Raw genomic sequence first — 20,482 nt, 5'->3', positions numbered from 1 at the left:
CTGCGGGCCGGGGCCCTCTTCCGTGCCGGGGTTACAGCGGCGCGCCGTCCTGGGCCGTCTTGAACATCAGATCGGCCAGACGCTCCGACGCGTGACCGTCGTCGAGGTCGCAGAAGTTGTGGTGGAACTCGTCGTACTTCTCCTGGTATTCGGCCGCCACCTTGTCGACGTCGAGGATGGCCTGGATGAGCTCGTCGGAGGTGCTGATGAGCGGACCGGGGGCGTCCTGCTCGAAGTCGAAGTAGAAGCCGCGCAGGCGGTCCCGGTAGTGCTCCAGGTCGTACGTGAAGAACAACATCGGACGACGCAGGTGGGCGTAGTCGAACATGACCGACGAGTAGTCCGTGATCATGATGTCGGCCGCCAGGTACAGGTCCGCGATGTCCGGGTACTCCGAGACGTCGAAGACGAAGCCGTTCCCGGCACCGGGGACGAGGTCCACGATGTTCGAGTGGCGGCGCACGAGGAAGACGTGGTCGTCGCCGAGACGGCGGCGGGCGTCCTCGAGGTCGACGCGGAGGTCGAACTTGAACTGGCCGCGGCTGTGCGACAGGTCGTCACGCCAGGTCGGCGCGTACAGCACGACCTTCTTGCCCTTCGGCAGGCCGAGCTTCTCCTTCACGGCCTCGGCCCGCTCGTCGCGGTCCTCGGCGTAGAGGTAGTCGTTGCGCGGGTAGCCGATCTCGGCGATCAGACCGTCGTAGCCCATGGCGCGCTTGAGGATGGGCGTGCTGAAGCGGTTCGACGAGACGAGGATGTTCCAGTTCGCCGCCTCCTGGACCAGACGCGCGTGGTAGTTCGGGTCGAACTTCGGCGCGTCGATGTCGAGGCCGATCTTCTTCAGCATCGTGCCGTGCCAGGCCTGGACGATGACCTGGCCCTCGCGCCGCTTGATCCAGTGCGGCAGGTGGGCGTTGGTGACGATGTACCGGGCGCGGGCCAGCGCCTCGTACCAGTCGGTGCCCTGGAAACGGACGGCCTTGAGCGTGTCGGGCAGCTCGACCTGGCCGTCGCGGACCGCCCACAGGTGCTCGACGTCCGAGCCCCGGCGCAGCAGCTCCTCGTAGAGCGCGCGCGGGCTGTCCGAGAACTGCTTGCCGTTGTAGCTGATGTAGAGGACCTGGTCGCGCAGCGGCAGCTCGCGGGCGGCCTCGTAGACCTCCTGACGGAGCTGGTACTGGCGGTTGGCGCCGTACTCCCGGTCATTGAGGTCCGGCAGGCAGTGGAGCTGCGGATGGTCCTGCCAGAGGATCTCCAGGCGGTAGTCGCGGCCGTCGGCGGCTCCCTCCATCGGGAACTGCGGCACGGCGAGCCGGTCCGCGACGAGCGTCAGCCGCGGGTCGGTCTCCTCCGGGCCGTCCAGGCGGAAGACCCAGCGGCCGGTCTTCAGCGGCAGGTTGCCGGAGGCGCCCGACATCCGGGAGGGGCGGAAGGAGGCCTCGAAGGTGCCGTCCGCGTGCAGGGTCAGCGGGACCTTCCGCTCGTCGAAGCGGCTCTTCGCGCTGACGACCAGGTGGTAGCCCGTCAGGTCCGCCGGGGCCGTACCGCGGATCGTGAACGTGCCGTCGGACTCCGAGATGCCGGTGATCTTGCCACGCAGCGGACGGCCCGAAAACTTGAAGTAGCCGTTGGTGCCGCCGAGGACCGCGACCTCGTTGCGGTCGGCGCCCTCGCCGAAGGACTTGGGCAGGCGGACCTGGAGGTCGGCGAGACCGTCCTTGATCACGGTCTTGACGTTCCGCGGGGGCTTGCCGGGCTCCTCGATGCGGAGCTGGGTGCTCCAGTTACGGCGCATGGCCTTCGCGGCGTCGGGGGTGAGGCCATCCAGGTGCTCGGGGAGCAGGGCGATGTCACGGAGCGGGACGCGGACGCTGAGCGGCTTGTGCTTGCCGGAGTGGTCGAGGACCTCGGCCGGGTAGAGGAGGATCTCGCCGCTGCTCTGGTTGATGACCCGCAGGAAGAGCTCGGTACCCTCGGCGAGGGCCTCGCGGAAGGTGCCGTCGACGACGAGGTCGTCACCCTCGGGACGGAAGCCCGTGATGAGGGCCGGGACCTTCTCGACGCGCAGCTTGAGCGCGGCCTTCCGCAGCTCGGGGAGCAGGCGGTAGTCCTCGTCGAGCCACTGGTAGGGCGGGTAGGAGAGGCGGTCGGAGCCGTACGAGTGCACGGAGCGGGAGCGCACGAGGCCACCGGACATGACGCGCATGCCGACGTGCCAGAGGCCCTCCTGCCACTGGTCGCCCTTGCGCAGACGCGCCGGGTCGATGACGGTCTCCCAGCCGGCCCAGTCGAAGTTGTGGCCGCGGCCCTTGTGCCCGGAGTCGGTGGTGGCCTTGGGGGCGAAGGTGTTGCCGAGCGGGATGAGCGTACGGCGCTGGGTGCCGTCCTTCTTCAGCTGGAGCACCTTGACGATGCTGTGCTTGCCGCTGTGGTCGACGCGGTCGATCCAGGCGTGGCCGGCCAGCTTCAGCTTGCCGTTCTCCCAGCACAGCTCGGTGAGCGGGGAGCGCAGCTGGAGGTCCTTGTCGACCCGGAGGAGCTTCTTGGGGACCAGGTTCGGCAGGGTCTCCAGCGAGGGGTACTTGGCGTACTTGCGCAGGGTGCCCTCGATGGGGACCGGCTCGCCGATGCGCTCGTCCTGGATGAACGCGATGAGCTCCTTGACCGCGTGCTTGCGGGTGAGCAGCCACTTGACGCGCAGCGGGGTGGGAAGCGTTTCGATCAGGCTGAAGTCGATGCCGTCGAGGAACTTGTTGGCCGTGCGCATGAACTCGGCGTGGTAATCCGCGTCGCCGTCGGGCATGACGTTGAGGAAGATGCGCAGGTCGCCGGTGAGCACCGTGCGGTCGTAGTCGCGCTTCAGCGCCTTGGCGTCCGGCTGCTCGGCGAGGAAGCGGCTGACGCCCTCCACGGCGGACGCGCGGTCGCGGACGGCCTTCGGCACGTTGCGGCGCTGGGTGATCGACGGGTTGGAGACGCCGTCGCGCAGCCTCCAGTAGTACGTGGTCTGGCTGATGATGTCGACGGACTCGGCGAGGTACAGGGCCGGGATGGTGACCGGGATGTCCTCGTACAGCACGCCCTCGGGGAAGCGGAACGCGTGCTGGTCCCAGAAGGAGCGGCGGAAGACCTTGTTGCAGGCGATGCGGTCGTTGAGCAGGATCCGCTTCTTGCGGACGTGCGTCTTGTGGACCGTGCCCTGGGAGATGAAGCGGTGCATCGGCGACTGCCACACCCGGGTCGAGTTGATGTGCTCGACGTTGCCCGCCGCGAAGGAGGACCGGGTCTCGTCGAGGGTCTCGATCATGATCCGGTAGGCGTCCGGCGGGATGACGTCGTCACTGTCGACGAAGGTGAGGTACTCGCTCTCCGGAGCCAGGGCATCGAGACCCGTGTTCCGCGCGGCACCCAGACCGGCGTTCTCCTTGCGGATCAGCCGGAAGCGCTTGTCCCGCTCCGCGAACTCCGTGGCTATGGCGTTCGACTCATCCGTCGACCCGTCGTCGATCATCAGCACTTCCAGGCCCTGGAAGGTCTGGGCAGCGAGCGAGTTGAGGCAAGCGGGTAGGTACTCCGCCACGTTGTAGATCGGGACGATGACGCTGAGCCGGGGTGCCATGAAGTTCTGCGTTCCTTTCCATTTCAGACTCGCTCGACAGGCTCGAGCGTCTGAGGGGGGCGACGGGGCGTGCTTTCGGTTGTTCCAGCGGACCGATGGGGGGGGTGTCTCCCCGCCGAGAAAGACCCGCCTGCCGGCCCGTCCGCCCCGGTGCCGGAGCGCAGCACCGCCACAGCTCTTCAGAATAGACGATGGGCTCCTCGGCCGTTCGAACCCGATTCGCCCCCGCCACACCTCCCGGGAACACGCCGTTCACCCTCGCCCCGGCCCGTCCGGCCGCCCACGGTCCGGGATCCGCGCCGGTACTCCTGTCATACTGCGCTTGAGCGGTTCGACAGAGGAGAGAGACACACGGCATGCCGTCTGCAGCTACCCCCCGTTTCAGCGTGATCATCCCTGTCTACGGGGTCGAGGGCTACATCCGCGAATGCCTCGAATCGGTCATCTCGCAGAGCTGCCCGGACTTCGAGATCATCGCGGTCGACGACTGCTCCCAGGACGGCAGCGGCGCCATCATCGACGAGTTCGCCGCCCGCGACCCGCGGGTCCGCGCCGTCCACCGCGAGCAGAACGGCGGCATCGGCGCCGCCCGCAACACCGGCATCGCCCAGGCCCGCGGCGACTACCTGCTCTTCCTCGACGGCGACGACTCCATACGCCCCGGCTCGCTGCAGGCCATGGCCGACCGGCTCGCCGAGACCGGCGACCCCGAGATCCTCCTCTTCGACTACGTCCGCACCTACACGGACGGCACCGTCGAGGAAAGCAAGTCCGGCAAGCACATCGCCGCCCTCGGCGACCAGGTGGTCCGCCCGGCCGACCACCTCGAACTGCTGCGGATCTTCGCCGTCGTCTGGAACCGCGTCTACCGCCGCGACTTCTTCACCGCAGGCGGCTTCACCGGCGACGGCTTCCGCTTCACCGACGGCCTCTACGAGGACGCGCTCATGGTCTACACGACCATGGCCGCCGCCGAGCGCGTCGCCGGCCTGGAGTACGTGGTCGTCGAGTACCGCCAGCGCCGCCAGGGCAGCTCGATGCGGAGCAGCTCGCCGCGCAAGCACTTCGTGATCTTCGACCAGTACCAGCGGATCTTCGACTACCTCGACGGCCGCCCCGGTCTCGACGAGTACCGCAAGGTCGTCTTCGAGCGGATGATCAGCCACTTCCTCTACACCCTGGCCCGCGGCTTCCGCATCCCGCGCAGCCACCGCCGCGCCTACGTCCGCCAGGCCGGCCGGGTCTACCGGAAGAACGAGCCCAAGGGCTTCACCCCGCCGCCCGGCATCGCCGGAGTGAAGTTCAAGGTGCTGCGGACCGGCTCGTACACCGCCTTCGAATCGCTCAAGGCGGCCAACAACACCCGCGAGTCCGCCTTCCGCGCGCTCGGCCGGTCCAAGCGCTGGGGCGGCCGCAAGGCCCTGAAGACCTACTACGCGGTGCAGCGCCGACTCCCCGTCGACGAGAACCTCGCCGTCTACTCCGCCTACTGGGGCCGCACCCCCGGCTGCAACCCGCTCGCCGTCCACGAGGCCGCCAAGAAGCTCGCGCCCCACCTGCGCGGGGTCTGGGTGGTGAACCGGGCGCACGCCGACCGGTTGCCCGCCGGCATCACCCGGGTGGCCCCGGCGACCTTCGGCTACTGGAAGGCCATGGCCCGGGCGAAGTACCTGGTCAACAACGTGAACTTCCCGGACGCGGTGGTCAAGCGCCCCGGCCAGGTCCACCTCCAGACCCACCACGGCACCCCGCTCAAGCGGATGGGCCTCGACCAGCAGAACTACCCGGCCGTCGCCAGGAGCATGGACTTCGGCAAGCTGATGGAGCGGGTCGACCGCTGGGACTGGAGCGTCTCCTCCAACCAGCACTCCACCGAGCAGTGGGAGCGGGTCTACCCGGCCTCCTTCCGCACCCTCGACGCCGGCTACCCGCGCAACGACGTCTACTACCGGGCCACCGCCGCGGACGTCCGCCGGATCCGCGGGGCGCTGGGCATCGCCCCCGGCAAGAAGGCGATCCTGTACGCGCCGACCGTCCGCGACCACCAGAGGGACGCGTTCGTCGCCCGCCTGGACCTGGCCCGCTTCGCCCGCGAGCTCGGCCCCGAGTACGTCCTCCTGGTCCGCGCCCACTACTTCTACGGCGCCGACCCCGAGCTGAACGCCCTCGCCGAGAGCGGCGCGCTGGTCGACGTCTCCCGCCACCCGTCGGTGGAGGAGCTGTGCCTGGCGGCGGACGTGCTGATCACGGACTACTCGTCGATCATGTTCGACTACGCCAACCTCGACCGGCCGATCGTCACCTACGCCGACGACTGGGAGATGTACCGCACCCTCCGCGGCGTGACCTTCGACCTGCTCTCCGGCCGGCCGGGCGACACCCCCGGCGTGATCGCCACCACCGAGGACGAGCTGATCGACGCCTTCCGCAGCGGCGCCTGGCAGGGCGAGTCCGCCGCCGCCCTCCGCCGGGCCTTCCGCGAGCGCTTCTGCATGTGGGACGACGGCCACGCCGCCGAGCGCGTGGTCCGCGCCGTCTTCCTGGCGGAGGAGGGCCTGAACCCGCCGGTCGTCCCGCTGGACGAGCGCACCCCGGCCCCCACCCCGGAGGCGGCCGAGGCGTCCGCCGCCACGCGGCCGGAGCACGTCGCCGGCTGACCCCGGGAGACCGCGAGAGACGACGAGAGGGGCGCCCGGACGGAGATCCGTCCGGGCGCCCCTCTCGCGTACGGGGACTACTTGACCACGGTCAGCGGCAGCAGCTTCTTGCCGGTGGGGCCGATCTGGATGTGGGTGTCCATCTGCGGCCATAGGGAGACATCCCAATATCTAGACTGTACGCTGCGCGAGCATGAAGACGTACGACATCGAGAGCGAGTGGACCGCCTCGGACCTGGCCCTCTTGGAGGACCTGAAGCGGGCGGAGGCTCTGCTCCCCGAGGACGCTCCGCGCGCACTTCTCTCCGTCCGCCTGTCCGTACTTACGGAAGACACGACATCGCCGGTGCGACAGGAACTCGACCTACGTCTCCTGGCCAGAGAGAAGGGGTACCGCGTCGTCGGCGTCGCTTCCGATCTCAACGTGTCGGCGACGAAGGTTCCGCCGTGGAAGCGGAAGGAGCTCGGGGAATGGCTCAACAACCGGGCCCCTGAGTTCGATGCTCTGCTCTTCTGGAAGCTGGACCGCTTCATCCGTCGTATGACGGACCTGTCCACGATGATCGAGTGGTGCGAGCGGTACGGGAAGAACCTCGTGTCGAAGAACGACGCGATCGACCTCAGCACGACCGTGGGCCGGATCATGGTCACGCTCATCGGCGGCATCGCGGAGATCGAGGCGGCGAATACGTCGACTCGCGTGACGTCGTTGTGGGACTACGCACGCACTCAGGACTCATGGCTCGTCGGCAAGCCGACCTACGGCTACGTCACGACGAAGGTGGACGGCAAGCCGGCGCTCACCATCGAGCCGAGCGCACACAAGGCACTGCTCTGGGCCCGGCGCATGGCGCTCCGGGGCGTCTCCGCCCGGCGCATGGCCCTCTGCCTCGTCCGCTCCGGACTCATGTCGGCAGGACTCACCACGTCGACTCTTCTCCGACGTCTTCGTAACCCCGCGCTCATGGGCTACCGGGTCGAGGAGAACAAGCAGGGCGGGAAGCGACGGAGCAGACTCGTCCTCGGCAACGACGGGAAGCCGATACGAGTCGGCCCTCCGATCTTCACCGAGGAGGAGTTCGAGACCCTTCAAGCGGCACTCGACCGCCGGGGCAAGAACCAGCCCACCCGGCAGACGGGCGGAGCGACACAGTTCCTGGGAGTCCTGATCTGTGTCGACTGCTCGACCAACATGACCGTGCAAAAGAACATGAGCAACGGCCGGAGCTACACCTACCTGCGCTGCGGCAAGTGCAAGGGTGGCGGCCTCGGAGCACCCAACCCGCAGGACGTGTACGACGTCCTCGTGAGCGACGTGCTCCGCGTCCTCGGTGACTTCCCCGTCCAGGTCCGGGAGTACGCGAAGGGAGCCGAGGCACGCGCCGAAGTGAAACGGCTCGAAGACGCCATCTCCTACTACATGGCGGAGCTCGAACCAGAAGGCCGTTTCTCGAAGACGCGGTTCACTCGCGAGCGAGCGGAGAAGACGCTCGACAAGCTCACGGAAGAGTTGAACGCCATCGATCCCGAGACCACGCAAGACCGTTGGGTCCTCGTGCACAACGGCAAGACCTTTCGGGAGATGTGGGAAGCGGGCGGCATGGAGGCCATGGCCGAGGACCTGCGCCGTGTGCGCGTCACATGCGAGGTGACCCGCACGAAGGTCAAGGGGGTGCGCGCCCCGTCCGTACACCTGCGGCTCAAGATCCCGCGCGACGTACGCGAACGCCTGGTCATCAAGGGCGACGACTTCGCCGCAAGGCTCTGAGGAGGGAGTAGGGACGGACGTCTCCGGGCGGCTCGGCCAGCCACGCCCGGAGGTGTTCCGGCTTGACGGCCTGCCCGGGCTCCGGATAGGAAGACTCTCCCGCTCCTTCTGGGAGCGGACACCGTAGCTCCCGCCGTTCAGCGGCGGTAGAGCTGGCCACTCCGTGAGGGGCCGCGATCCCGAGGGGCTCGCAGGGACGTCGAGGACATCCCGAAGCGCAGGACGGTACTGCGCGACTTCCACCCAACGCTGAGGCGCGGCTCCGTGCTGCCCTCAGCCACCGCCAGGAGTCGCCAGCCCTTGAACATCACGATCGAAGTCGTCTGGACCTGTGAGGTCTGCACCTCACCCCTCGTCGAGGGAGAGACGCACGCCTGCGGCCGTGCCCCGCAGGAAGGGGGTGCGACCGGTGGCTATCAGCTTCGGCCGTGACCGCTCGTGGGGCGCAGTCTCCCAGCACGAGTACCGGCGCATGGCGCAGCACCCCGGACACCCGCTCGCCTACCGCGTCCACTTCGCCGCCATCGGGTGGGCGGACCGGCAAGGGCACGCAGCCTTCGCTCCCGGCCGGCTAGCCGCGCTGCTGGGCAAGGAGGGAAAGCCTCTGTCCGGCCAGAGCACCCGCAACGCGGTGGCCCGCGCCAAGGAACTGGACCTTGTATCGCCCCGATCGGGGGCCGCCTGCCTTGTGCTGCCGTCTCACCTGTTCCAGAAGGGCAAGGGTGCGCCGGTCCCCTGCCGTCTCCATCAAGACCGGTAGTGAAGAGGATCTCTGAAACCGGTCAGGGATGCTCTTCCCTCCACTTCGTCGCAGTTTGAAGCGAGTGGGGAGTCGGGGGAGCGAAGAGCGCATGTGAGGGCCCGGCGACCGAAGGTCACCCGCGCCCATGCTGGGCTCTCCGATATGTTCTTCCGGGCTCGCGTCGGCGGGTCCCTCGCGTTTCGAGGGGGAAACATGCATGGTGAGCGGCTTGACGCGGAGTGGGTCCGGTCCTGGTGGAAGCAGGCCGACACGGCGCTGACGAAGCTGATGCAGTCCTTCCTCCCGACGCACGGCTTCCCGCCCGGCCACAACGCCGTGATGCTCGCGACCGACGACAGCCATCAGGCAACGGGCGCACTCGTGGACCTGACGCCGATCCCCTCCGACCTGACCACGCTTTACTGGGTGATCAGCGAGGCTTCCCTGCCCGACGTCGACAGCGGGTACTTCATCCACTCACCTGCGACGGCGGCGGAACACTTCCGTGAGTACGGCCTTGCTCCGATCAAGGACGAATCGATCGCGCTGGTCTTCGCCAGCGACGGCGGGGGCCATCTGATCGCGATCGGAGACAGCGGACAAGTCTGGAAGTCCGCCACGGCTTCATGGTCCGACGACTTCGAGGTTGCCGCGTCCAGCATGCAGGAGTTCCTCGAACAGCTCGGCCGGCGGATCGCGAACCAGCTCTGATTACCGGCCGAAGAACAAACCGGCACCGTGCCCTGCGGTCTCGTTCCGCAGCTGGGGAATCGTGAGCAGGTAGCGCCCTCAGTAGCTACGTGCTGGGCGTGTGGTCGAAGCACGTCCGGCATGTACCGGCACCGCTCCGACCTGCGCGAACGTTCGCGTCCTCTCATATCTATTTGGCGCCAGTGCAGTGCCCTCCGTGGTTACCGACTAAGGCAAGCGGGATAGATCAGCAAGGGGAGCGGGGGCGCGTAGCGCCCCACAAGGGCAGGACAACGGCGAAGAGAGAAGTGGCAAGGGGCGACCTACTGGCCGCCACAGTCGCAGGCGGTCTACGACGGCGCGGCCCCGGAAGGGACCGACAGGAGCAAGCCAGCAAGAGCCAGGGGGGCGCTGCCGCGCCCTCCTGGCTCAGCCATAAGGCCCTGTTCCTTGCAGCCTTCCGCCGCTGCCAGCAAGGGCAGGGCAAGGCCGTGACCAGGCCATACGCTCCTACCGTGACAGTCTGAGGACAGGGCAGACGGACCCTGAATCCGTGGCGGGATCTTGGCTGCCAAGACATGGCGGTTGAGCAAGGACCCTTCAGGGGGTCATACCCCACCCCCTTGCCGTTGCCTCTCTCCCGCGCCGCTGGCCGTCGTGCATGGCTCAGCGCGACCGAGCTGGGCCGTCTCGAAAACCAAGTTTTGCGAGACGAGACAGCAGGCACTCCAGAAGGGGGCGCCATCCTATTCAAAACCCGTCTCGAAACCTCCGTCTCGGACTTGATTTTTTGAGACGAGTTCTGAGACATTCCGTGCCATGACGCCGAACACGATCACTGGCCAGCTCATCGGTTACGCACGCGTCTCCACCGACGACCAGCAAGCGCAGTTGCAGCGCGACGCGCTGACGGCCGCAGGGTGCGCCCGCATCTTCGAGGACAAGGCCAGTGGGAAGAACACCGACCGGCCGGAACTGACGGCCGTACTGGACTACGCCCGACCGGGCGACGTCCTGTGCGTGTGGAAGCTTGACCGGCTCGGCCGGTCGCTCATCGACCTTGTGTCCATCGTCGACGGCCTGCGCGAGCGCGGCATAGGTTTCCGCGTGCTCGACGGTGCGCTCTCCTCTGTCGACACCACGTCGGCCGACGGACGCCTGTTCTTCCAGATCATTGCGGCCATGGCGGAGTTCGAGCGGTCGCTCATCAAGGACCGCACGCGGGCCGGACTGGAAGCGGCCAAGGCGCAGGGCCGTACCGGCGGCCGGCCATCCGTGGTGGACGAGGACGTACTCACCGTGGCCCGCGCCAGGAAGGCCAAGGGCGAGAGTGTCAGCGCCATCGCCAAGGCCCTCGGCGTCTCCCGCGCCACGCTGTACCGACACCTGGGAGAGAGCGCCTGAGGCAGGCGCACAGCAGCGCAGACAGGCCCTCGGCTCTACGCCGGGGTCGTTGTCAGACATGGACGTACAACACTGTCCGACGCCTGCAACGATACTGGCCCCCTGCGACCCCGTGGGGGCGGTCGACAGGGGCCAGCACAGGGGCGCACGTCGCTCACACCGCGCCCCTTCCAGCGCACCGCTGGTCTATGTTGCTTGCCGTCCCTCAGTGCACCGAGGGTCTGTCTTACTCGGCCCGCACCACCATGGCGAACGACGTACAAATCCGCCGGAAGCCCCGATGGTTGCTCAGGCCGGTGTGACTCATGCACTCGACGTCGACCGCCGCACTGTCCGTCGACGGCTCCGCCTTCCACTTGCAGTGCAGGCACTCCGCCTCAAAGGTCACATCCGTGTCCGGATGCTGTGTGATCCGGTGAGCCACGAACCGAAGGGTGGCACGCGCCATCAGCGTCCCCCGTGCTTGCGCCGCAGGTGGGCACGGAAGGCCACGTTCACATCCGAAGCCTTCGAGTAGTCGCCCACAGAGGTGGCGTTCGCCCTGTTCACCGCGAAGCCGAGGCACTCACGGCAACCCGACACAGGGTCCGGAGGTTGAGACGGAAGGGACAGGTGTACGGGTCCCGACATGGTGGTCTGCTCGCTGCTCATCTCGTACGCCTCCCGTGCGTTCTCCGATGGCACGGCATCCTTGCCCGCTGACCGGGGGCGATTCGAGGTTCAGTCGCGTACTGGACTAAAGATCAGGACCGGAACGCCATCGCCCACTCAGCCAGCCGTTCCCGCGCGTCTTCGCCGAAGAGGGCGCGCCCGTCATAACCGGCGAATTCATCGAGGTACATCCGGACGTCTCTCGGGTCGCGGAACACCAACACCCCCGTCGTCGTCTCCACCGTGGCCAGCCGCTCGTCGTACACGGTGAACGTGTTCAGCGGACACCCTGGCAGGCGCGTCTCGATCGGGAGCACGCCGAGACGCACGTTCGGCAGGTGGGTCAGTGAAGCCAGCCGGTCGAGCTGCACGGCCATGGCGTCCGGGGAGACAAACGGGGAGCGGGCCGCCTGCTCGGTGACGATGAAGGTGAACTTCTTCCGGCGGTCGTACAGGACCTCCTGCCGCTCCAGCTTCCTCGCCACGGCCTTGCTGTGGTCTCCGGGGATGTGAGCGAGGCTGGCCCTGATGTACTCCGGGGTGGAGAGCAGGGCCGTGAGCATCGAGAGCAGGAAGAACCGGAACTCCGTCGAGGACGCTTCGAGCCCGGCAAGCTCAAGCTGCTTCTTGTCCAGACCCTTCCGCCGCATCGACCGTGCGTCCTGCCACTCCGTAGCGGCGATGCGGGCAAGCGCTGACACCTCCGCGACCAAGGCCGGCGGGGCGTCCAAAGCTCTGAGGATGCGCTCTATGTCCACCAGGGACGGGCGCACCTTCCCGCTCTCGATCCGGCTCACCTTCGACTGCGACATGTTGCAGCGCGCGGCAAGCCGGTCCCCGGAGAGACCGGCCTGCTTCCGCAGCTTGCGCAGTGTCGCGGCGAGTTCCTGGGAGGACTGGCCGAGTTGCTCGGGCTCGAACGTCACTCGGTCACGTACTCCAGGAACGGGACCGATTCCGCGATGGCGATGCGCTGGTATTCGAGGAACGGGGCGGGGTCACCCTCGTACAGCTCCCGCTCGATCTGCGTACCGTCGGCCTCGTACTTCATGAGGACGACCGTCGAGCGGTCGAACATCCAGAAGTCCTGGACGTCGGGGAGCGGGTTCGGCCGGTCGGTGATGTCGAGGATGCGGATGTCTTCCCCCGCCGGGGCCTGGTGCCGGTAGTAGCGCTCGAACTCGAACCGCAGGTAGTCCGTGAGCGGCCGGGTGACGATGTGGACGCGCCCCACGTTGCGGGTGCGGACCAGGGCCATCCACGCGTCCTCGTACGGTCCGGGGAAACGGGCCCCCGCCTTGAAGGCGGCGAGCTCCTCCGCTTCCTGCGGTACGAGGTACTGCGGCAGGGTCTCAAGCCGCCAGGCTTCGGTCTGGAACGTCTTGAACTTGTCCGCCCAGTCTTCACCATCCAAGAGCACGGACGGCCTCCCTCAGAACTTCCTCGGGGATCTCCACGAGCCCTTCGCCGGCGGGCGGGGTGAAGGCGGTGGACACGTCGCCCTGGACCACGAACGAGCCAGAGGCGGTGCGGTAGACGTTCGGGCAGTCGCCCTGCCCGCAGTTGCCACCCTCGGTGTTGCCGGTGAGCCGTGTGAGTTCTTCGCGCGCCATGCTGAACCCCCTCTTGCGAGCCCTCTGCGGGCCCGGTCGCCACGACCGTACGAGCGGGGTGGACACGCCGTCTATGCGGAAACGCGACTATGCGCGTTGTCGCATAAACAGGACCCCAGGAACGCCGAAAGGCGCCCGGACCAGATCGTCCGAACGCCTCTCGTCGTCTACACCCACTCGACCGCCGAGACGATGCCCGGGTCCCGCCGAGGGGCGGGGAGCGGCGTGCGCCGCGTGGGGCGGGGAGCCTGCTCGCGCTCCTTCGCGCCGAGCCCTCGCAGGGCTTCGGCGCGGTCCGCCTCGGAGATGTCGGCAAGCGCCTCGGCCATCCGCTGGATGGCATCGCCGCTGGTCAAGGCTACTTCTTGACCGTGAGCGGGAGCAGCTTCTTGCCGGTGGGGCCAATTTGTATAGCCGTATCCATCTGAGGGCAGACGCCGCAGTCGAAGCACGGGGTCCAGCGGCAGTCCTCGACCTCGGTCTCGTCGAGGGCGTCCTGCCAGTCCTCCCAGAGCCAGTCCTTGTCGAGGCCGGAGTCCAGGTGGTCCCAGGGCAGGACCTCCTCGTAGGAGCGCTCGCGGGTGGTGTACCAGGCGACGTCCACGCCGTACTCGGGGAGCGTCTTCTCGGCGCACTCCATCCAGCGGTCGTACGAGAAGTGCTCGCGCCAGCCGTCGAAGCGGCCGCCGTCCTCGTAGACGGCGCGGATGACGGCGCCGACGCGGCGGTCGCCGCGGGAGAGGAGGCCCTCGACGATGCCGGGCTTGCCGTCGTGGTAGCGGAAGCCGATCGAGCGGCCGTACTTCTTGTCGCCGCGGATCTTGTCGCGGAGCTTGAGCAGGCGGGCGTCCGTCTCCTCGGCCGACAGCTGCGGGGCCCACTGGAAGGGGGTGTGCGGCTTGGGGACGAAGCCGCCGATGGAGACGGTGCAGCGGATGTCGTTCTGACCGGAGACCTTGCGGCCCTCGGCGATCACGTTGATCGCCATGTCGGCGATCTGGAGGACGTCCTCGTCGGTCTCCGTCGGCAGGCCGCACATGAAGTACAGCTTCACCTGGCGCCAGCCGTTGCCGTACGCGGTGGAGACGGTCCGGATGAGGTCCTCCTCCGAGACCATCTTGTTGATGACCTTGCGCATGCGCTCGGAGCCGCCCTCGGGGGCGAAGGTGAGGCCGGAGCGGCGGCCGTTGCGGGTCAGCTCGTTGGCCAGGTCGACGTTGAAGGCGTCGACGCGGGTCGAGGGGAGGGAGAGGCCGATCTTGTCGTCCTCGTACCGGTCGGCCAGGCCCTTGGCGATGTCGCCGATCTCCGAGTGGTCCGCGGAGGAGAGGGAGAGGAGGCCGACCTCCTCGAAGCCCGTGGCCTTCAGACCGCGGTCCACCATCTCGCCGATGCCGGTGATGCTTCGCTCCCGCACGGGGCGCGTGATCATGCCGGCCTGGCAGAAGCGGCAGCCGCGGGTGCAGCCGCGGAAGATCTCGACGGACATGCGCTCGTGGACGGTCTCCGCGAGCGGGACGAGGGGCTGCTTGGGGTACGGCCACTCGTCGAGGTCCATGACGGTGTGCTTGGACACGCGCCACGGCACGCCCGAGCGGTTGGGGACGACGCGGCCGATGCGGCCGTCCGGCAGGTACTCGACGTCGTAGAAGGCCGGGATGTAGACGCTGCCGGTCTTGGCGAGGCGGAGGAGGACCTCCTCGCGGCCGCCGGGGCGGCCCTCGGCCTTCCAGGCGCGGATGATCTCGGTCATGTCGAGGACGGCCTGCTCGCCGTCGCCGATGATCGCCGCGTCGATGAAGTCCGCGATCGGCTCGGGGTTGAAGGCGGCGTGGCCGCCGGCGAGCACGATCGGGTGGTCGACGGTGCGGTCCTTCGACTCCAGCGGGATGCCCGCCAGGTCGAGGGCGGTGAGCATGTTGGTGTAGCCCAGCTCCGTGGAGAAGGACAGGCCGAAGACGTCGAAGGCGCCGACCGGGCGGTGGCTGTCGACCGTGAACTGCGGCACCCCGTGCTCGCGCATCAGCTCTTCGAGGTCCGGCCAGACGCTGTAGGTGCGCTCGGCGAGGACGCCCTCGCGCTCGTTCAGCACCTCGTAGAGGATCATGACGCCCTGGTTGGGCAGGCCGACCTCGTACGCGTCCGGGTACATCAGCGCCCAGCGGACGTCGGCGGACTCCCAGGGCTTGACCGTGGAGTTCAGCTCTCCACCGACGTACTGAATCGGCTTCTGCACGTGCGGGAGCAGAGCTTCGAGCTGCGGGAAGACAGACTCGGCAGCAGACATCTCGAACCTTCGTGAGCTGGCAGGGGGGCGACTCTCAAGCGTACCCCGGTGCTCAGCGGCTCAGTGCCGCCCGGAGCTCCGGGGCCGCCGCCCGCTCCCACACCTCCGGCAGTTCCCGCTCGCCCGCCGCCGCGGCCTCTTCCTGCTTGGCGTGGAGAACGCCCCAGGTGAAGGAGGGTTCGCCGGCCGCTTCGGCCTGGGCGGCGAGGTCGCGCAGGGCGGCGCGGGCGACGACCGCGTCCTGGTGGTCGCCGAGGAGGGTCTGGACGGCCTTGACCTTCTTGGCGAGGCGTTCGGCGGGCTTGCCGAGGGTGGGGGCGGCGGCCTCGGCGGCGTACCGGGCCCGTTTGGCGGCCTTGCGGGCCTCGTGGAGGGCGAGGTCGCGCTCGTGGCCGGGGTCGAGGGCGAGGGCGGGGGCGATCCGGTCGGCGAGCCGGGCGTGGTCGCGCAGGACCGCCTTCGGCAGCACCTTCGCGGCCTTCTTGCGGGCGGCGGGCTTCAGCGGCGGGTCGGCGAGGAGCCGGTCGAGGGCGTCGAGGAGAGCGAGGTGGCGGGACGAGTCGAGGGCGTCGAGGGCGCGGCGCCGGGAGCCGGCGGAGCGGGCCCGGTCCCAGGCGCGGAGCCGGCCGCGGACCGGGCCGTGGAGCTGTTCGCGGGGCAGGTCGTCGAGGGCGGCGCGCAGCCGGGCGTCCAGGACCTCCTGGTCGCGGGCATGGCCGAGCTCGCCGGCGAGCCACTTCAGCTCGGCGCCGATCGGGTCGGTGACCTCCCGGTCGAGGACCGTGCGGTAGGTCTTGAAGGCGCTGCGGAGGCGGCGGCAGGCGACCCGCATCCGGTGGACGGCGTCGGGCAGGTCGCGGCGGACGGCGGGGTCGAGCCGGACGAGGGCCTCGATCTGCTCCCGTATGTACGCGAGGACCGCCGCGCCCGCCGAACCGTCGCCGCGCGGCTCCGCCCGTTCGGGCGCCAGGCCGGTCTCGTCGAGGGCGCGGGCCAGTTTGGAGGGGGCGTCGGAGGGGTGGATGCCGGCCTTCCGCAGGCGTTTCTCGACGGCGTCGAGGACGGCGGGGTCGGCGTCGTCGGCGAGCTCGACCTCGATCTCGGTCCAGGCGGTGGCAGTGGCGCCGGAGCCTTCGGCATCCTCGGCGTCTTCGGGAAGGAGTCGGTCGGCGTGGACGGTGTCGACGGAGAGCTCCGCCAGGACGGTGCCGTCCTCGTCCCGGAGGTGCCGCACGTCGCGGGCGGAGCGGAGCCGGACGACGGGGACGACGTCGGCGCCGCGGAGCCGGGAGCGCAGGAGTCCCGCCAGGGGGCGCGGGAGCGTGTCCGAGAGCGGGGCCCTGATCTCGTCGCGGACGCCGACGGCGACGGGGAACTTGAGGTGCCAGCCGGCGTCCTTGCCGCCGGTGCGGCGCCGCAGGGTGAGGGAGTCGGCGGCGAGCCGCAGATCGGGCGTGTCGTAGTAGACCGCGTCGAGCTCGGTGACGCCCTCGCCCGTCACCGACGCGACCCCGGCCGCTCGGGTGAGGTCCGGCAGCCGGGTCTCCGCGGTGGCTTCGTACTTCCGCTCGATCTCGCGCTTGGTCTCCGCCATAGGTCGAATCTAGTCGCCGGGGCGGCCGGGCGTCAGGCGGTCATCGGCCGTTGTACGCGGATCGACTGGAGCAGTCCGATCGCCACCCAGACGGCGAACATCGAGGAGCCGCCGTAGGAGACGAAGGGCAGCGGCAGACCGGCGACGGGCATGATGCCGAGGTTCATGCCGATGTTCTCGAAGGACTGGAAGGCGAACCAGGCGATGATGCCGGCGGCGACGATCGTGCCGTACAGCTCGGTGGTCTCGCGGGCGATCCGGCAGGCCCGCCAGAGCACGACGCCGAGCAGCAGCAGGATGAAGCCAGAGCCGATGAAGCCGAGTTCCTCGCCGGCGACGGTGAAGACGAAGTCGGTCTGCTGTTCGGGGACGAACTGGCCGCTGGTCTGGTGGCCGTTGAAGAGCCCGGCGCCCTTGAGGCCGCCGGAGCCGATGGCGATGCGGGCCTGGTTGGTGTTGTAGCCGACGCCGGAGGGGTCGAGGTCGGGGTTGGCGAAGGCGGCGAAGCGGTTGATCTGGTACTCGTCGAGCATGCCGAGGGCGGTGACGAGGACCGCTCCGGCGATGCCCGAGCCGATCAGGCCGAGGACCCAGCGGTTGGAGGCGCCGGAGGCGAGCAGCACGCCGAGCACGATCACGATCATCACCATGACCGAGCCGAGGTCCGGCATGAGCATGATGATGCCCATGGGGAGGGCGGCGAAGACCAGGGACTTGGCGACGGTCCCGTGGTCCGGATGGAGCTGGTCGCCCGCGTCCACCTTCGCCGCGAGCAGCACCGCCATCACCAGGATGATGGTGACCTTCACGAACTCGCTGGGCTGGAGCGAGAAGCCGCCGCCGATCACGATCCACGCGTGGGCGCCGTTGATGGTGGCGCCGAGCGGGGTGAGGACGGCGAGGATCAGCACGATCGACAGGCCGTAGAGGACCGGGACGGCGCCGCGCAGGGTGCGGTGTCCCAGCCAGACCGTCCCTATCATCAGGACGACCCCGATGCCGGTGTTCAGCAGGTGCCGGAAGAGGAAGTACTGCGGGTCGCCGTTGGTGAGCTCGGTACGGCCCCGGGTCGCCGACCAGACGAGCAGCGAGCCGATCAGCGAGAGCGCGAGCGCGGAGAGCAGTATCGGCCAGTCGAGCCGGCGCAGCACCGAGTCGCGGGCGGTCAGCCGGGCGACGGGGCCGCGGTCGGGGGCGTAGCGGGAGACGGAGAAGTTCGTCCGGGCGGGCATCGCGTCAGTCCCTCCTGTTCGGGGGCGTGCCCGCGTGCTGCGGTCCCCCGGCGCCGTTCGCGCCGTTCTTCCCGTCCGGGGCGACCAGCTGGGACGTGGGGTCGTACGCCTTGATGGCGGGGGCGGCGATGGTGCCGTCGGCGTCGATCTTCGGCAGCGCCGTCTGCGGCCGGGGCAGCAGGGCGCGCTTGAGGTCCTGGTTGCCGGCGTCGTCGAGGCCGTAGAGGGCGTCGTAGATGTTGCGCACGGCGGGGCCGGAGGCGCCGGAGCCGGTGCCGGCCTGGGAGATGGTCATGACGATGGTGAAGTCGTCGGTGTAGGTCGCGAGCCACGAGGTGGTCTGCTTGCCGTAGACCTGGGCGGTGCCGGTCTTGGCGCGCATCGGGATCTTGTCCTGGGGCCAGCCGCCGAACCGCCAGGCGGCGGTGCCGCCGGGCTCGACGACGGAGCGCAGGCCCTTGTCGAGGTCGCGGATGGTCCGGGCGTCGACCGGCAGCCTGCCGTGGGCCTTGGGCTTGATCTCCCGGACCTGCTTGCCGTCGGGGCTGATGACGGCCTTGCCGACGTGGGGGTCGTAGAGCGTGCCGCCGTTGCTGATGGCGGCGTAGATGGTCGCCATCTGGATGGGGGTGACGAGGACGTCGCCCTGTCCGATCGCGAAGTTGATGCTGTCGTACGCCTTCAGCTGGTTGCCTTCGAGGCAGCTCTCGTACGCGATCTGCTCGACGTAGCTGCCGCCCTTCTTGCCCTGCTTGCACCAGGCGTCCTTGTTGGCCTCCCAGAACTTCTGCTTCCACTGGCGGTCCGGGATGCGGCCCGTGACCTCGTTGGGGAGGTCGACGCCGGTCTCCGAGCCGAGGCCGAAGTCGCGGGCGGTCACGTAGAACCAGTCGTGCGCGTCCTTGTTCGGGGTGATGCCGCCGTCCTTCTGCCACTCCTTGTGGCCGAGGGCGTAGAAGACGGTGTTGCAGGAGTACTTGAGGGCCTCGCCGAGGGTGATGGGGCCGTGGCCCTGGGACTCGAAGTTGGCGAAGCTGCGGTTGCCGAGGCTGTAGGAGGCGCTGCAGTTGTACCTGTCGTTGAAGTCGTAGCCGGCGCGGACGGCGGCGCTCGCGGAGACCACCTTGAAGATGGAGCCGGCCGGGGCCTGGCCCTGGATGGCGCGGTTGAGCAGCGGGTAGTTGGAGCCCTTGCTGGTGAGGGAGGCGTAGTCCTTGGCGGAGATGCCGCCGATCCAGACGTTGGGGTCGTAGTCGGGCTGGGAGGCCATGGCGACGACCCGGCCGGTCTTCGTCTCCATGACGACGACCGCTCCGGAGTCGGCCTCGTACTTCCGGCCGGTGATCTTGTCGGTCTCGCCGCGGACGGTCTTCATCGCCTGCGCGAGCTCGTACTCGGCGACGGCCTGGACCCGGGCGTCGATGCTGGTGACGAGGGTGGAGCCGGCCACGCCGGGGTCGGCCTTGGTCTGGCCCATGACGCGGCCGAGCTTGTCGACCTCGTAGCGGGTCACGCCGGCCTTGCCGCGCAGCTCCTTGTCGTAGGTGCGCTCGATGCCGGAGCGGCCGACCTGGTCGGAGCGGAGGAACGGCGAGTCGGTGTCCTTGGCCTTCGCGATCTCCTCGTCGGTGACGGGCGAGAGGTAGCCGAGGACCTGTGCGGTACGGGCTCCGCCGAGCGCGGGGTAGCGGCGGACGGCGGTGGGCTCCGCGGTGATGCCGGGGAAGTCCTCGGCGCTCTCACGGATCGTCAGGGCCTGCTGGGTGGTGGCCTCGTCGGTGACCGGGATCGGCTGGTACGGGGAGCCGTTCCAGCAGGGCTTGGGCGTCTGGGAGTCGCACAGCCGGATCTTGTTGATGACGTCCTCGGGCTTCATCTCCAGGACGCCGGCGAGCCGGGTGAGGACGGCCTTGCCGCGGTCCTTCATCTTCATCAGCTCGGTGCGCGAGGCGGAGACCACCAGCCGGGTCTCGTTGTCGGCGAGCGGGACGCCCCGGGCGTCGAGGATGGAGCCGCGGACGGCGGGCTGGACGACCTGCTGGATGTGGTTGTTCCTGGCCTCGTCCGTGTACTCCTTGCCGTTGCGGATCTGGAGGTACCAGAGCCGGCCGCCCAGGGTGAGCAGCAGCGAGACGACGAGGATCTGGATGACGACGAGCCGGGTCTGGACCCGGGGGGTCCGTCCGGTCTCGGGGATGTTGGTCATGCCGCCGGGGCCCCCTCGG

The 20,482-nt window shown here is 68.8% G+C and carries 14 protein-coding genes; 5 read left to right on the top strand and 9 right to left on the bottom strand.

Annotation, left to right across the window (positions count from 1 at the left end):
- Nucleotides 1–31: 31 nt before the first annotated feature.
- On the bottom strand, nucleotides 32–3,619 hold the full coding sequence (locus QK442_RS27695; protein ID WP_282696803.1) for a bifunctional glycosyltransferase/CDP-glycerol:glycerophosphate glycerophosphotransferase: 3,588 nt from the start codon (nucleotides 3,617–3,619) through the stop codon (nucleotides 32–34).
- 356 nt (nucleotides 3,620–3,975) lie between these two features.
- Here QK442_RS27695 and QK442_RS27690 point away from each other — a divergent pair, with 356 nt between their 5' ends.
- The 5 genes from QK442_RS27690 (at nucleotide 3,976) to QK442_RS27670 (ending at nucleotide 10,880) form a co-directional block, all read left to right on the top strand.
- The gene (locus QK442_RS27690) at nucleotides 3,976–6,276 is read left to right on the top strand and encodes a bifunctional glycosyltransferase family 2 protein/CDP-glycerol:glycerophosphate glycerophosphotransferase (protein ID WP_282696802.1); all 2,301 of its coding nucleotides are present in this window, start codon (nucleotides 3,976–3,978) and stop codon (nucleotides 6,274–6,276) included.
- Nucleotides 6,277–6,469: 193 nt separating this feature from the next.
- Nucleotides 6,470–8,044: a recombinase family protein gene (locus QK442_RS27685; protein ID WP_282696801.1), complete on the top strand. Its 1,575-nt coding sequence runs from the start codon at nucleotides 6,470–6,472 to the stop codon at nucleotides 8,042–8,044.
- 409 nt (nucleotides 8,045–8,453) lie between these two features.
- Nucleotides 8,454–8,804, top strand: coding sequence for a hypothetical protein (locus QK442_RS27680; protein WP_254792984.1), 351 nt, complete (start codon nucleotides 8,454–8,456; stop codon nucleotides 8,802–8,804).
- A gap of 195 nt (nucleotides 8,805–8,999) precedes the next feature.
- Complete coding sequence (locus QK442_RS27675) at nucleotides 9,000–9,497, top strand: hypothetical protein (RefSeq protein WP_282696800.1); 498 nt, start codon at nucleotides 9,000–9,002, stop codon at nucleotides 9,495–9,497.
- A gap of 798 nt (nucleotides 9,498–10,295) precedes the next feature.
- Nucleotides 10,296–10,880, top strand: a complete 585-nt coding sequence (locus QK442_RS27670) for a recombinase family protein (RefSeq protein ID WP_071274343.1) — start codon at nucleotides 10,296–10,298, stop codon at nucleotides 10,878–10,880.
- Nucleotides 10,881–11,623: 743 nt separating this feature from the next.
- Here the strand turns inward: QK442_RS27670 and QK442_RS27665 are convergent.
- The 8 genes from QK442_RS27665 to mrdA form a co-directional block, all read right to left on the bottom strand.
- A complete protein-coding gene (locus QK442_RS27665; protein ID WP_282696799.1) occupies nucleotides 11,624–12,457 on the bottom strand; it encodes a helix-turn-helix transcriptional regulator in 834 nt (277 codons plus the stop codon).
- Nucleotides 12,454–12,951, bottom strand: a complete 498-nt coding sequence (locus QK442_RS27660) for a DUF6879 family protein (RefSeq protein ID WP_282696798.1) — start codon at nucleotides 12,949–12,951, stop codon at nucleotides 12,454–12,456. The genes QK442_RS27665 and QK442_RS27660 overlap by 4 nt, the downstream gene beginning before the upstream one ends.
- A complete protein-coding gene (locus tag QK442_RS27655; RefSeq protein WP_071274331.1) occupies nucleotides 12,935–13,144 on the bottom strand; it encodes a hypothetical protein in 210 nt (69 codons plus the stop codon). Before QK442_RS27655 ends, QK442_RS27660 begins: the two co-directional genes overlap by 17 nt.
- Before the next feature lie 167 nt (nucleotides 13,145–13,311).
- Nucleotides 13,312–13,500 carry a hypothetical protein gene (locus QK442_RS27650; protein WP_282696797.1) on the bottom strand — a complete coding sequence of 63 codons (189 nt, stop codon included), beginning with the start codon at nucleotides 13,498–13,500 and terminating at the stop codon, nucleotides 13,312–13,314.
- A 2-nt stretch (nucleotides 13,501–13,502) separates the two neighbouring features.
- Nucleotides 13,503–15,431 carry a TIGR03960 family B12-binding radical SAM protein gene (locus QK442_RS27645; RefSeq protein ID WP_282696796.1) on the bottom strand — a complete coding sequence of 643 codons (1,929 nt, stop codon included), beginning with the start codon at nucleotides 15,429–15,431 and terminating at the stop codon, nucleotides 13,503–13,505.
- A 52-nt stretch (nucleotides 15,432–15,483) separates the two neighbouring features.
- The gene (locus QK442_RS27640; protein ID WP_282696795.1) at nucleotides 15,484–17,025 is read right to left on the bottom strand and encodes a CYTH and CHAD domain-containing protein; all 1,542 of its coding nucleotides are present in this window, start codon (nucleotides 17,023–17,025) and stop codon (nucleotides 15,484–15,486) included.
- Between the two features lie 32 nt (nucleotides 17,026–17,057).
- Nucleotides 17,058–18,257 (bottom strand): rod shape-determining protein RodA, encoded by a 1,200-nt coding sequence (rodA, locus tag QK442_RS27635; protein WP_282696794.1) that lies wholly within the window; start codon nucleotides 18,255–18,257, stop codon nucleotides 17,058–17,060.
- A gap of 4 nt (nucleotides 18,258–18,261) precedes the next feature.
- Nucleotides 18,262–20,463 carry a penicillin-binding protein 2 gene (gene mrdA, locus QK442_RS27630; protein ID WP_282696793.1) on the bottom strand — a complete coding sequence of 734 codons (2,202 nt, stop codon included), beginning with the start codon at nucleotides 20,461–20,463 and terminating at the stop codon, nucleotides 18,262–18,264.
- Nucleotides 20,464–20,482 lie beyond the last annotated feature (19 nt).

Origin of the sequence: Streptomyces sp. CC208A (assembly GCF_030010625.1) — a bacterium.
Taxonomy (GTDB): domain Bacteria; phylum Actinomycetota; class Actinomycetes; order Streptomycetales; family Streptomycetaceae; genus Streptomyces.
The sequence above is the reverse complement of the archived record's forward strand: the minus strand, read 5'-3'. Positions and strand labels throughout refer to the sequence as shown.